Annotated in this window: 11 protein-coding genes; 2 read left to right on the top strand and 9 right to left on the bottom strand. The window is 72.8% G+C overall.

Annotated features, from left to right (window positions below):
* Window positions 1–139: 139 nt before the first annotated feature.
* Window positions 140–1606 (bottom strand): GuaB1 family IMP dehydrogenase-related protein, encoded by a 1467-nt coding sequence (locus N7925_RS30985; RefSeq protein ID WP_265602774.1) that lies wholly within the window; start codon window positions 1604–1606, stop codon window positions 140–142.
* Window positions 1607–1914: 308 nt separating this feature from the next.
* Between N7925_RS30985 and N7925_RS30980 the strand changes: the two genes are divergently transcribed.
* Complete coding sequence (locus N7925_RS30980) at window positions 1915–2991, top strand: terpene synthase family protein (RefSeq protein WP_265602773.1); 1077 nt, start codon at window positions 1915–1917, stop codon at window positions 2989–2991.
* A gap of 109 nt (window positions 2992–3100) precedes the next feature.
* Here the strand turns inward: N7925_RS30980 and N7925_RS30975 are convergent, their stop codons facing one another.
* The 6 genes from N7925_RS30975 to N7925_RS30950 all read right to left on the bottom strand — a co-directional run bounded on the left by N7925_RS30975 (window position 3101) and on the right by N7925_RS30950 (window position 8723).
* Window positions 3101–4096, bottom strand: a complete 996-nt coding sequence (locus N7925_RS30975) for a sugar-binding transcriptional regulator (protein WP_265604062.1) — start codon at window positions 4094–4096, stop codon at window positions 3101–3103.
* A gap of 133 nt (window positions 4097–4229) precedes the next feature.
* Window positions 4230–4913, bottom strand: a complete 684-nt coding sequence (gene rpe / locus N7925_RS30970; RefSeq protein WP_265602772.1) for a ribulose-phosphate 3-epimerase — start codon at window positions 4911–4913, stop codon at window positions 4230–4232.
* A 197-nt stretch (window positions 4914–5110) separates the two neighbouring features.
* Window positions 5111–6544, bottom strand: a complete 1434-nt coding sequence (locus tag N7925_RS30965; RefSeq protein ID WP_274345809.1) for an RsmB/NOP family class I SAM-dependent RNA methyltransferase — start codon at window positions 6542–6544, stop codon at window positions 5111–5113.
* 138 nt (window positions 6545–6682) lie between these two features.
* The gene (gene fmt / locus N7925_RS30960) at window positions 6683–7615 is read right to left on the bottom strand and encodes a methionyl-tRNA formyltransferase (RefSeq protein WP_265602770.1); all 933 of its coding nucleotides are present in this window, start codon (window positions 7613–7615) and stop codon (window positions 6683–6685) included.
* Between the two features lie 224 nt (window positions 7616–7839).
* Window positions 7840–8349: an SRPBCC family protein gene (locus tag N7925_RS30955; RefSeq protein WP_265602769.1), complete on the bottom strand. Its 510-nt coding sequence runs from the start codon at window positions 8347–8349 to the stop codon at window positions 7840–7842.
* Window positions 8346–8723 carry an ArsR/SmtB family transcription factor gene (locus N7925_RS30950; protein ID WP_265602768.1) on the bottom strand — a complete coding sequence of 126 codons (378 nt, stop codon included), beginning with the start codon at window positions 8721–8723 and terminating at the stop codon, window positions 8346–8348. Before N7925_RS30950 ends, N7925_RS30955 begins: the two co-directional genes overlap by 4 nt.
* Window positions 8724–9028: 305 nt before the next feature.
* Here N7925_RS30950 and N7925_RS30945 point away from each other — a divergent pair, with 305 nt between their 5' ends.
* Window positions 9029–9592, top strand: coding sequence for a hypothetical protein (locus N7925_RS30945; RefSeq protein WP_265602767.1), 564 nt, complete (start codon window positions 9029–9031; stop codon window positions 9590–9592).
* A 96-nt stretch (window positions 9593–9688) separates the two neighbouring features.
* Here the strand turns inward: N7925_RS30945 and N7925_RS30940 are convergent, their stop codons facing one another.
* Window positions 9689–11833, bottom strand: coding sequence for a primosomal protein N' (locus N7925_RS30940; RefSeq protein WP_274345808.1), 2145 nt, complete (start codon window positions 11831–11833; stop codon window positions 9689–9691).
* Between the two features lie 190 nt (window positions 11834–12023).
* On the bottom strand, window positions 12024–13232 hold the full coding sequence (gene metK / locus N7925_RS30935; RefSeq protein ID WP_265602765.1) for a methionine adenosyltransferase: 1209 nt from the start codon (window positions 13230–13232) through the stop codon (window positions 12024–12026).
* Window positions 13233–13250 lie beyond the last annotated feature (18 nt).

Raw genomic sequence — 13250 nt, 5'->3', positions numbered from 1 at the left:
AGCTGAGTGAGCTTCATATTACTTACCATTCAACGAAGTTGAAGCGCACCCCCGACCCGCCTCCGGAGGCCCGAAAACGACCCTGCCCCCTCCGGCGCGAAGTGCCGGAGGGGGCAGGGTCGTTGCGGTGTATCCGGGATCAACTCCAGCTGGCGTGAAGCGGCTTGCCCTCGGCGTAACCGGCGGCGCTCTGGACGCCGACGACCGCCTTCTCGGCGAACTCCGTGAGGGAGCCGGCGCCGGCGTAGGTGCAGGAGGAGCGGACGCCCGCGATGATCGAGTCGATGAGGTCCTCGACTCCCGGGCGGGTCGGGTCGAGGAACATCCGCGAGGTGGAGATGCCCTCCTCGAAGAGCGCCTTGCGGGCGCGGTCGTACGCGGACTCGTCCGAGGTGCGGTTCTTCACGGCGCGGGCCGAGGCCATCCCGAAGGACTCCTTGTAGAAGCGGCCGTCGGCGGACTGCTGGAGGTCGCCGGGCGACTCGTACGTCCCCGCGAACCAGGAGCCGATCATCACGTTGGACGCGCCGGCGGCGAGCGCCATCGCGACGTCGCGCGGGTGCCGGACGCCGCCGTCCGCCCAGACGTGCTTGCCGTGCTTCTTCGCCTCGGCGGCGCACTCCAGGACGGCGGAGAACTGCGGGCGGCCGACGCCGGTCATCATCCGGGTGGTGCACATGGCGCCGGGGCCGACGCCGACCTTGATGATGTCCGCGCCCGCCTCGATCAGGTCGCGTACGCCCTCGGCGGCGACGATGTTGCCCGCGACGATCGGCACCTGCGGGTCGAGCGCCCGGACGGCCTTCACCGCGCTGATCATGGACTCCTGGTGGCCGTGGGCGGTATCCACGACGAGGACGTCGGCGCCCGCGTCCAGGAGCTGCTTGGCCTTGCCGGCCACGTCACCGTTGATGCCGACGGCGGCCGCGATGCGCAGCTTGCCCTCGGCGTCGGTGGCGGGGGTGTAGAGCGTGGCGCGCAGGGCTGCCTTACGGGTGAGGATGCCGACGAGGCGTCCCTGCGCGTCGACCGCGGGGGCGAGCTTGCGGTTGGCACCGTCGAGCTTGTTGAAGGCGTCGCGCGGATCGATGTCCGCGTCGAGCAGCACCAGGTCTTTGGACATGACCTCGGAGAGCTGGGTGAAGCGGTCGACGCCCGTGAGGTCGTGGTCGGTGACGACGCCCACCGGACGGCGGTCGGCGTCGACGACGACGCCCGCGCCGTGGGCCCGCTTGGGCAGCAGGGAGAGCGCGTCGGCGACGGTCTGGCCGGGGGCCAGCTCGATCGGGGTGTCGAGGACGAGGTGGCGCGTCTTGACCCAGGAGATGACGTCGGTGACGACCTCGATCGGGATGTCCTGGGGGATGACGACGAGGCCGCCCCGGCGGGCGATGGTTTCGGCCATCCGGCGGCCCGCGATGGCGGTCATGTTCGCGACCACGAGCGGAATGGTGGTGCCGGTCCCGTCGGGCGACGAGAGGTCCACGCCCTGCCGGGAGCCGACCGCGGAACGGCCCGGGACCATGAAGACGTCGTCGTACGTGAGGTCGTACGGGACCGCGGGGGACTCTGTGTAGCGACCGGTGCCCGGCTCAAGAAAGCGCATAACACTCATTTTTTCATACGAAACGGTGCAGGTCGTTTCCACAAAGACACAACAAAGGACCCCCGCGTTCGTCTCTTCCTCCGAAGAGGAGCGAAGAGGCGGCCGGGGGCTCCGGGCAAGTGGAACCTGCCTTACCCACGGACCCTACCCGAACAGGATTCGAATCATTCGTGATCACCATCCCTGGACCGGGTGACAAGGGGTCAGGTAGCTTCAAACGCGCAGGTCCCGTGGGTGTCCGAAACGTCGATCCGGCTCGTCGGCCCCCCTGGGCACACCGTTTGACCGGAGAGGATCCCGATCCGCCTGTGGACAGCGAACTGCCGGACATCTACTGCCCGTTCCCACAGCGGACCAACCCGCACGTGGCGCACACCCGTGGGCATCTGGACAGCTGGACCAGACGGACGGGTCTGGTCCACCGCGAGTCCGCGAGGAACCGATTCGAGCAGGCTGATTTCGGGGCGTTCGTCGGCATGGTCTATCCGACGGCCGACGAGGAACACCTCGATCTGGTGGCCGACTGGTTCGTCTGGCTCTTCCTGGTCGACGACCAGCTCGACGACGGCCACCTCGGGCGTTCACCCGAGCGGGTGAGAGACGTCGTCGACCGGATGCGCGCGGTGGTCGACGGCTCCGCCCCCGAGCCGCTGCCGGGCGAGGACGTCCCGGCCGCCGTGACGGCCCTGGCCGACCTGTGGAAACGTACGATGCCGAACGCCGCCCCGCACTGGCGGACCCGGTTCGCCTGGCACCTGGTCACCTACCTCACGACCGCCACCACCTGGGAGGCGGGGAACCGCGCCGAGGACGTGGTGCCCTCGGAGGACACGTACATCGCCAAGCGGCGGCACACCGGGGCCATCCACGTCTGCATGGACCTCATAGAAATCGTGGCGGGCATCGACGCCCCGGAGTCGATCCACAACGACCCCCGCTTCATCACCGCCCTGGAAGCCGCCTGCAACCACGTGTGCTGGGCCAACGACGTGTACTCCTTCGAGAAGGAGCAGGTGCTCGGCGAGATCCACAACCTCGTCCACCTGGTCCGCCACCACCGGGGCTTCGGGGAGCAGCAGGCGCTGGACCACGTCGCGGAGCGCCTCGCGATGGAGACCGAGCGGTTCCTGACCGCCGAGGACGAGCTGCTGGAGCTGTATCCGGAGCTGTCCGGGATGCTGGTGCCCTACCTCGACGGGATGCGGAGCTGGATGCGCGGCAACCTGGACTGGTCCCGCCGGACGCCGCGCTACAACCCCGCCGACGTGGGCCAGTACGAGGAGCCCGAGGAGTATCTGGAGGAGACCGTGCTGGGCGTTCCGTCCGCGCGCACCGAGACCGCCGCCCCCGCCCCGTGCGCGGCCAAGGCCCCGCCGGCCGGCTGAGGGGGGCCCGGTTCTGACCCGCCGGGCACTCCCTGGACGCGGGGCAGGACGGGCCGAGGGCCGTGCACCGGATGCGGTCGGTGCACGGCCCTCGGTGTGTTCCCGCCCGTCACTCCCCGTCGGGGTCGGCCCGCTCCAGTGCCGGACGGCTGCCCGCGGGGGACTCGGTGAGCAGGAAGTCGGCCGCGGCGGTGTCCGTCACCAGGCTGGTGACGAGTCCGGAGCGCAGCACCGCGCCGATCGCCGCCGCCTTGCGCAGACCCCCCGCGATAGCGACCACCTCGGGAATCCGGCGCAGCCGGTCCGCCTCCACGGTGATGCAGCGCTCCCCCAGGTCACGGCCGACCCGGCGGCCGTCGGAGTCGAAGAGGTGCGCGGACATCTCGGCGGCGACGCCGAGCGAGGCGTAATGGGCGCGTTCGGCGTCCGAGAGCATGTCGTGGACCGTGGAGATGCCCGGCTCCCAGGAACCGATGGAGACGGCGGCGACCGTCACCTTGTCGAAGTACTCGAAGGCCCGGGCGATGCCGGTCTGCTCGCGCAGCGCGGCGGCCGTCGCGGGGTCGGGCAGCAGCATCGGCGCGTAGATGGGGTGCGCCTCGCCGCCCGAGACCTGGGCCGCCCGGCGGACCGCCTCGACCGAGCCGCGCTCGGCGGTGCCCGCGTCATACACACCGGTCAGCTGGACGACCGTGCACGGCGGGAGCCGGTCGAGGGCGGCTGCCATGTGGATGGTGGAGCGGCCCCAGGCCAGGCCGAGCACGTCGCCCTCGGCGACGAGCTCGCCGAGGAGGTCGGCCGCGACCTCGCCGAGGTTCTCCGGGTCGGGGGCGTCCTCCTGTTCCTCGGCCGGGGACTCGACGACCACCGCGTGCCGCAGCCCGTAACGGGCCCGCAGGGCATCGGAGCGTTCGGCGTCCAGCTCGGCCGGTACCCGGATCTCGATGCGTACGAGATCGCGTTCGAGGGCTGTCTCCAGGACCCGGGCCACCTTGAAGCGGCTCACGCCGAACTCCTCGGCGATCTGGATCTTGGACTTGCCCTCCAGGTAGAACCGGCGGGCCATGGCCGCCGCCTGCACCAGCTCCGCGGGTCCCATCCGCATGGCTGACCGACCCGCCGAGATGCCAGACACCGCGATCTCCTCACTGCTGTTCACACGCCCGATACGCCGTTCATCCTGTCAGATCCGGCGACCCTTGATCGGCCCTGTCGGACCGCGTTCATCTGCCCTTGGTTCAGTGTCCGCATGCCCAGGGGGCATCGGCCGTGGCCGCGTCCGCCTGTGCCCGCAGCTCCCGCACCGCCGCGGCCGGGTCCTGCGCGCCGTAGACAGCGGAGCCCGCCACGAAGACGTCGGCGCCGGCCTCGGCGCAGCGCTCGATGGTGGTGGCCGATACCCCGCCGTCGACCTGGAGCCATAGTTCGAGACCGTGCTTGCTGATCAGCTCCCGGGTTCGGCGGATCTTCGGCAGCATGATGTCCAGGAAGGACTGGCCGCCGAAGCCCGGCTCGACCGTCATGATCAGCAGCATGTCCAGCTCGGGGAGCAGGTCCTCGTACGGCTCGATGGGCGTCGCGGGCTTGAGCGCCATCGAGGCGCGCGCCCCCTTCGCCCGGATCTCCCGCGCCAGGCGCACCGGAGCCGCCGCGGCCTCCGCGTGAAAGGTGACGGATCCGGCCCCCGCCTCCACGTACTGGGGGGCCCAGCGGTCCGCGTCCTCGATCATGAGGTGGCAGTCCAGCGGGGTGTCCGTGGCCTTGCTGAGCGCCTCGACGACCGGCACGCCGAGGGTCAGGTTGGGCACGAAGTGGTTGTCCATGACATCGACGTGGAGCCAGTCCGCGCCTTCGACGGCCTTCGCCTCCTCGGCGAGACGCGCGAAATCGGCGGACAGGATGCTGGGGTTGATCTGCGCCATGACCCCAAGCCTGCCACGTCTCCCGCCGGTTCCCCGCCTCGATGCGCTCCGAAGCCTCACAGGGCCATCACACTTCGCACATTCTGCGCATTTTGCCAGCGCTTTACTGTTCCTTTGCCTCACTCGGGATTCTCGGGGTGCGATCGGACGACGCGGGGCCGACGGCCGGGCACGGCCGCCGTCCGCGCGCCGGACGCTCAGCCGGTCCGGCGCAGCAGCGCCAGGTACATCGCGTCCGTACCGTGCAGATGCGGCCACAGCTGGACGTCGGGGCCATCCCCCAGCGCGGGCACCCCGGGCATCAGCGGGCGGGCGTCGATCCACTCCGCCTCCACCGGCTCCCCGCCCCGGCCCTTGAGGACGTCCTCGACCACCACGCGGGTCTCCGCGATATGCGGGGAGCAGGTCGCGTACCCGACTACGCCGCCGACCCGTACCGCCTTCAACGCCTCGCGCAGCAGGCCTCGTTGGAGCGGGGCGAAGGCTTCCAGGTCCTCGGCCCGACGCCGCCAGCGGGACTCCGGACGACGCCGCAGAGCGCCCAGGCCGGAGCAGGGGACGTCCATCAGGATCCGGTCGAACGTGCCGGGCAGCCACGGCGGACGGGTGCCGTCCGCCGTGATCACCTGATACGGGCCGGGGTTGCCGGCGAGCGTCCGCTCGACCAGCCGGGCGCGGTGCGGCTGCTTCTCGGCGGCGAGCAGGGCGGCGCCCCGCCCGGCGGCGAGGGCGGCGAGCAGGGCGGCCTTGCCGCCCGGGCCGGCGCAGCCGTCCAGCCAGCGGGTGTCACGGCCCTCGACGGGTGCGGCGGCCAGAGCGGCGGCGACGAGCTGGCTGCCCTCGTCCTGGACGCCCGCCCGGCCCTCCTGGACGGCCTCCAGCGCGCCGGGCTCGCCGCCCTCGGCCATCCGGACCGCGTACGGGGACCAGCGGCCCGGCAGGGAGTTGTCTTCGCCGAGCGCCTCGGCCAGCTCATCGGTGGTGGAGCGGCCGGGGCGGGCCGCCAGCGTCACCTCGGGCCGCTCGTTGTCGGCTTCCAGCAGGTCCTCGATGCCCGCCCGGCCGCCGCCCAGCGCGTCCCAGAGAGCGGAGACGATCCAGCGGGGGTGCGAGTGCGCGACGGAGAGGTGGTCCTCGGCGTCCTCGTCGTACGGCGGGGCGACCTTCTCCACCCAGCCGTCGAGATCGTGCGCGGTGACCTTGCGCAGCACCGCGTTGACGAACTTCGCACGCCCCTCCCCCAGCACCACCCGGGCCAGCTCCACGCTGGCGGAGACGGCCGCGTGCGTGGGAATGCGGGTGCCGAGCAGCTGGTGGACGCCCATGTTCAGAACGTCGAGGACCGGCGGGTCGACCTCGCGCAGCGGCCGGTCGATGCAGGCCGCCACGATCGCGTCGTACGTGCCCTGGCGGCGGAGCGTCCCGTAGACCAGCTCGGTCGCCAGCGCCGCGTCCCGGCCGTCGAAGTCACCCTTGGCACGGGCCTTCTTCAACAGCGGGGGCAGCACGAGGTTGGCGTACGCGTCACGCTCGTCGACGGCCCGGAGCGCCTCGAAGGCGAGGAAACGGACCGGGTCCTTCTGCGGTCGGCGGTGGGGCTTGGCGGGACGGCGACGCGGCTGGTCGTTCACGTGAAAGGTGCTCCGCTGATGGTGAGAGGTGCGAACCCTCCCAGCGTACGTCGCCGTCCCCGGGCGCCCGAACGGCAGCCCGGGCCCCTCGAAGGCCGCCCGGGACCCGGACCGGCTCTGCCCGCTCGGGGCGCCTGCCTACAGGCCGAGCAGCTCTCCGTGGACGATGCGGACGCCGCGCGCCCAGTCGGCGCCCTTCATCGGCTTCTTGCCCTGCGGCTGGACCCAGAGCAGCTCGACCGCGTGCGATCCGGTGCCCACGTACACGTTGTTCTTGGCGGCCGACAGCTCGCCGGGGGCCAGGTCGGTGCGGTCTGGGACCGGCGTGGCCTGGATCAGCTTGAGCCGCTCGCCCCGGAACAGGGTCCAGGCGCCGGGGGCCGGGGTGCAGCCGCGCACCACCCGGTCGACCCGCAGGGCGGGCGCGGACCACTGGACCTGGGCGTCCTCGACGGTGATCTTCGGGGCCAGGGTGACGCCGTCGTGGGGCTGGGGCACGGCGTGCAGCGTGCCGTCCTCGATGCCGTCCATGGTGGCGGCGAGCAGCCCCGCGCCCGCGAAGGCCAGCCGGGTGAGCAGGTCGCCGCTGGTGTCGGTGGGGCGGACCTCCTCGGTGAGGACGCCGTAGACCGGGCCGGAGTCCAGCCCCTCCTCGATCAGGAAGGTCGACGCGCCGGTCACCTCGTCGCCGGCCATCACCGCGTGCTGGACCGGCGCCGCGCCCCGCCAGGCGGGCAGCAGCGAGAAGTGCAGGTTGACCCAGCCCCGGGCGGGCACGTCGAGGGCGACCTTGGGCAGCAGGGCCCCGTAGGCGACGACCGGGCAGCAGTCCGGGGCGATCTCCCGCAGCCGGGCGAGGAACTCCTCGTCCCGGGGCTTCGCGGGCTTGAGCACCTCGATCCCGGCCTCCTCCGCCCGCTCGGCCACCGGGCTCGCGACGAGCCGGCGGCCCCGCCCGGCGGGGGCGTCCGGACGGGTCACGACGGCGGCCACCTCGTGGCGGTCGGAGGCGATCAGGGCGTCCAGTGCGGGGACGGCGACTTCGGGGGTGCCGGCGAAGACGAGCTTCATGGGTGACTGACTGCCTCTCGGGCCAAGACGTACGGTGACGAGCAGCGCACCAGTCTAACGAGCTCGTGCGCGGTCGGCGGTGGGACGTAGCAGAGGGTGGTCGCAGAGGGTACGAGAGAGCAAGCTCAGCACGAGGTGGGAAAGGCTCGGTCACGCGACGGGTACGACAGCCTTCAGGGGCTCGGTCACCGCTCCGGCCCTCGTACTCGGCGTCGTCGTCGGGTTCAGCTGAACATGTCGAGGTAGTGCTGTTCGTGGGCCGGGTGGTAGTCGCCGAAGTCGACGGACGCCGGGTCGCCGCCGCTCTCGGCGACGACGAGCCGGTCGAGGTAGTAGTCCCAGCCGGGGCCGACTCCGCCCGCCATCGCTGGGTCGTCGCCGACGGACTGGGTGAAGGTGAGTGTGGTGGTGCCCTCGTGCTCGACGAGCGTGAGAGTCATGTGCCAGATGAGTTCCTGGCCGGGAACCTGGGACTTGAGGGCCAGACGGTGGGGGGCCCGGCACTCCTGGATGGTGAGGAGTTCGGGCTGGGGCTCGTCGCCTTCGTAGAGCATCCGGAAGTCGACCGAGCCGGTCGACGGGTCGCCGGTCCACGCGCCGATCCATCGGGCCAGCCGGTCCGGCTCGGTGACCGCCGCCCAGACGTCCCTGATGCCGGCCCGGAAGGTGCGGTCGAAGGCGATGCTGTCCAGGCCGTCAATGTTCACGCGACGCCCGGTGGGGGTGCTGGTCATGCTGATTCCTCCTGAGAGCTTGCGGTGCCGGAAGCGGTGTCGGTGCCGGCCCGACGGTCGTGGACGGTTCTCCGGACCTCCAGGTCGAGGGCGTCGAAGGCGCTCTCGGGGATCGGTGGGCGGCGCCCGGCGAGCTCGTCGAGCAGAGCGCGTACCGGGGCGAGGCCCGGGCGGGCGAGCGCGTAGTGGCGCTCGCGGCCGCGGTCCTCGACGGTGGCCAGCCCTGCCTCGGTGAGCAGTCGCAGATGTTTGCTCACCGCGGGCCGGCTGATCGGATGCCGCGCCGCGAGGTCGACCACGCGGGCCGGGCCGGAGGCAAGGGCGCGCAGCAGGTCGCGGCGTATGGGGTCGGCCAGGGCGATGAACGGGTCCACCCCCTATTAGTAACCTACCGGTTACCAATTGCCAAGTCCTCGGGCCTCGTCCGACACCGCGCGCCGATTCACCAGGACTACGGGACAGCCTTTCGGATCTCCGTCCGGGCACGGCCCGGCCGGGTCATCGCGGGCGGGCGCCGCGCAGGGGGCGTACGCGCGCCGTGCACGCCCCGTGCATATGCACATACGCCCCGATAGCGTGACCACATACCCGGCTCGGGCGTTGGTCAAAGGAGATTGACCGAAGCGGGCCGCCCCGATGCGGCCCGATCCCTTTCAACGCCGGTTCGAGAGGCTTCTTCATGGCCGACCACGCAACCCACGACGCCCAAGCGCGGGCCAGTCTGCATCTTCTGGTGCGGGACATCGAGCGGGTCCGGCGGCAGGTGGACGCGCTGCGCACCCTCACCGCCCAGCTGGGCAACGTCTACCGTCCGCGCCGCTCCGGCCCCTCCGCGGGCTTCGTCGTCTACGGCAGGGCCCCGGCCCCCACCGTCCGCCTCGCGCAGGAACTGCGGGACAGCGTCGAGACGCTGGTCACGGCCGCGGTGGACTTCGACCGCTCGCTGGGCTTCTCCTGGGACGCGGTGGGCTCCGCCCTCGGCGTCACCAAGCAGGCCGTGCACCGCCGTTACGGAACGCGCCGGGCCACGCCGCAGCCCACCACCGAGACGGGCGGCGAGAGCGCGGCCGTGCCGCGCCCGGTCTCCGTCGGGAGCGGGCAGGCCGGTATCTCCACCGGGGGGCCCGGCTCCCCGGTGCCCTCGGTCCCGGCGGCCCGCTCGATGCCGCCGCAGCCTCTCGCGGACCGGCCGGTCCGCGAGGAACTGCGTCCTGGCGCCTTCCCGGGCCCCCGCAACGGCTGACCGCACGCCGCCCCTCTGCCCCACCGTGCCGGTCGCACGGCGGGGCAGTCCCCTGTCCTGGCCCGCGGCCTTGCCGCAGCGGCCTCCCCCGCGGCCTCAGCCGATGTCGGGCGGGTCGATCCTGATGCGCACCGGGTCGGTCGCCCCCTTGGCCATGCGGGCCGCGAGCGCCGTCTTCAGGGCGCGGGCGAGTGCCGCCCCCCGCCCCGGGACCACCCGGATCAGGGCCCGCTCCCAGCTCTCGCCCGGCGGAGCGTCCCCCGACCGGCGCGGCCTGCCCGGCTCGGCCGACGGGACCGGCACCGGGCCCAGGATCTCGGCCTCCGGCGGCAGCCCGGCGGTCCTGAGGAACGCGGCCAGGGCCTCGGCGGGGCCGGTCGCCGAGGCCATCCGGGAGACCGGCGGGAAGCCCAGCTCGGCGCGGTCCGCCAGCTCCCGCCGGGCGAATCCCGCCGGGTCCCAGCGGACCAGCGCCTGCACCGCGCGCTCGGTCGGTTCGGCCACGATCACCACCGTGCCGCCCTCGTCCTGGCCCCGCACCAGCGCCCCCGCAGCCGTCCACCGGCGCAGCGCCTCCTCCCCCGCGCGCAGATCGGGCCGGCCGAGCATGGCCCAGCCGTCCAGGAGCAGGGCCGCCGCGTAGCCGCCGTCGGCGACGGGCTCCGCGCCGGGCGTGCTGACGACCAGGGCCGGGGTGCTGGGCACCGCGTCCAGGATGTGGTCGCGCCCCGAGGTGCGGACGGGCACGGCGGGGAAGGCCCGGCCCAGCTCCTCCGCGGTGCGGCGGGCGCCGACGATCTGGGCGCGCAGCCGCGCGGAGCCGCACTGGGCGCAGTGCCAGGCCCGCTCGGCCCGCCCGCACCAGGCGCAGTTCAGATCCTGCTGGTCCGGGGCCTGGAGGGGACCCGCGCAGTGCCGGCAGCGGGCGGGAGCACGGCAGCGTTCGCAGGCGAGGCGGGGGGCGTAACCCCGGCGGGGCACCTGGACCAGCACCGGACCGCTGCGCAGACCGTCACGCACGGCCCCCCAGGCGAGGCTGGGCAGCCGGGCGGTACGGGCGGCGCCGTCCCGGGCCAGCTCTCCGTCCCCGACCGTACGGATGAGGGGCGCGGCCCGGCGCAGCCGCTCGCGGTCCGCGAGGAGCGGCAGCGCCCAGCCGCTCTCCACGAGCTGGGCGGCCTCGACCGTGCAGCTGGTCCCGCCGAGGAGGAATCCGCAGCGGCCCTGTGCCGACCGCAGCTCCAGGACCTCGCGGACATGCGGGAAGGGGGCGTTGTCGTCGCTGTGGCTGGAGTCGCCGTCGTCCCAGACGACGACCAGGCCGAGGTCCCGGACGGGGGCGAACATGGCGGCCCTGGTCCCCACGACCGCCCGCACCGAGCCCCGGCGCACCGCGAGCCACTGCCGGTAGCGCTTCTCGGGGCCGGAGTCGGCGGTCAGGAGGGCGTGCCGGCCCGCGCCGAGCACCTCGGTCAGGGCCGCGTCGACCCGTCCGGCGGCCCGTCCGTCCGGGACGACGACGAGCGCGCCGCGCCCGGAGGAGAGCGTCGCGGCGACGGCCCCGGCGATCTCGGCGGGCCAGTGCGGGCCCGGCAGGGCGGTCCACACCGCGCGCGGAGCGCCCCCCTCGGCCAGCGCACGCAGGAAGGCCGGGCCCTGGCCGTACCGCTCCCAGGTGCCCGGCTCCGGGGCGGGGGGCGGGGGCAGCGGGTCCGGGGAGGGCTTGGACTCGGCGCGGCCGTTGCGGGGCGGGACGGCGAGCTGGAGCACATCGGCGAGGCTGCCCGCGTACCGGTCGGCGACGGCGCGGCAGAGGGCGAGCAGGTCGGGCCCGAGGACCGGCTCGGGGGAGACCACGGAGGCGAGGGCGGCCAGGGCCCCCTGGTAGTCGGAGTCGGCGCGGCGCTCGATGACGAAGCCGTCGATCAGGCCGCCGCCCTCGCGCCGCCCGCCCTGGATATTGCGCCCTCCGGCCCCGAACCGGACCCGCACCCGGACGCCGGGCTGCGCGTCGGCGTCCAGCTCCTCGGGGACCGCGTAGTCGAAGTACTGGTCGAGGTGGAGGACGCCCTTGTTGACCAGGACGCGGGCGACGGGCAGCTCCTCGGCGAGGGCCGCGCCGCGCCAGGTGCGCGGCTTGGCGCGCGGCACCTTCGCCCGGCGCACGGTCTCCCGGATCAGCGCAAGCTGCTCCGGCGCCCCGGCACCGGGTTCGGCGGACTGCTCGTTCTCGCTGCTCACAGCTGAATTCCTACCAGAGGGCACTGACAACGGCGGGGGCACGGCAGCGGGGCCCGGCCACCGCGTTCGGTGTCCGGGCCCCGCTGTCGTACTCGATGACGCCCGCCCCGCTGTCGTACGCGGGCGGTCTCGCTAGTGCCGCGACCGGCGATGTTTGCTCCTTACGGGGCAAAGCTTGCCGGGAGGGGCACTAGAGACCGGCGGCGGCGCGCAGGGCGTCCACGCGGTCGGTGCGCTCCCAGGTGAAGTCGGGCAGCTCACGGCCGAAGTGGCCGTAGGCGGCGGTCTGGGCGTAGATCGGGCGGAGCAGGTCGAGGTCCCGGATGATCGCGGCCGGGCGGAGGTCGAAGACCTCGCCGATCGCGTTCTCGATCTTCTCGGTGTCGACCGTGGCGGTACCGAAGGTCTCCACGAACAGTCCGACGGGCTCGGCCTTGCCGATCGCGTACGCGACCTGGACCTCGCAGCGCGCGGCGAGACCGGCGGCCACCACGTTCTTGGCGACCCAGCGCATCGCGTACGCGGCGGAGCGGTCGACCTTGGACGGATCCTTGCCCGAGAAGGCGCCGCCGCCGTGCCGGGCCATGCCGCCGTAGGTGTCGATGATGATCTTGCGGCCGGTGAGGCCGGCGTCGCCCATCGGGCCGCCGATCTCGAAGCGGCCGGTCGGGTTCACCAGGAGGCGGTAGCCCTCGGTGTCCAGCTTGATGCCGTCCTCGACGAGCTGCGCGAGCACGTGCTCGACGACGAACTCGCGGATGTCGGGCGCGAGCAGCGAGTCCAGGTCGATGTCGGAGGCGTGCTGCGAGGAGACGACCACCGTGTCCAGCCGGACCGCCTTGTCACCGTCGTACTCGATGGTGACCTGGGTCTTGCCGTCGGGGCGCAGGTAGGGGATGGTCCCGTTCTTGCGCACCTCGGACAGTCGCCGGGAGAGGCGGTGCGCGACGTGGATCGGGAGCGGCATCAGCTCCGGCGTCTCGTCGCAGGCGTAGCCGAACATCAGCCCCTGGTCGCCCGCGCCCTGCTTGTCGAGCTCGTCCTCATCCCCCTCGACCCGCTTCTCGTACGCGGTGTCGACGCCCTGGGCGATGTCCGGCGACTGCGCGCCGATCGACACCGAGACGCCGCAGGAAGCACCGTCGAAGCCCTTTTTGGAGGAGTCGTAACCGATCTCCAGAACCTTGTTGCGCACGAGGTTGGGGATGTCGGCGTAGGCCTTGGTGGTGACCTCGCCCGCGACATGCACCAGACCGGTGGTGATCAAGGTCTCGACGGCGACGCGCGAGGAGGGGTCCTCACGCAGGAGCGCGTCGAGAATCGTGTCGCTGATCTGGTCAGCGATCTTGTCGGGGTGACCCTCGGTGACGGATTCCGAGGTGAAGAGACGGCGGGACACATCGCTCCCTGGGGTTGC

Origin of the sequence: Streptomyces sp. CA-278952 (genome assembly GCF_028747205.1) — a bacterium.
Taxonomy (GTDB): Bacteria; Actinomycetota; Actinomycetes; order Streptomycetales; family Streptomycetaceae; genus Streptomyces.
Note: the sequence above shows the minus strand (reverse complement) of the source record. Positions and strands in the feature narration are given on the sequence as shown.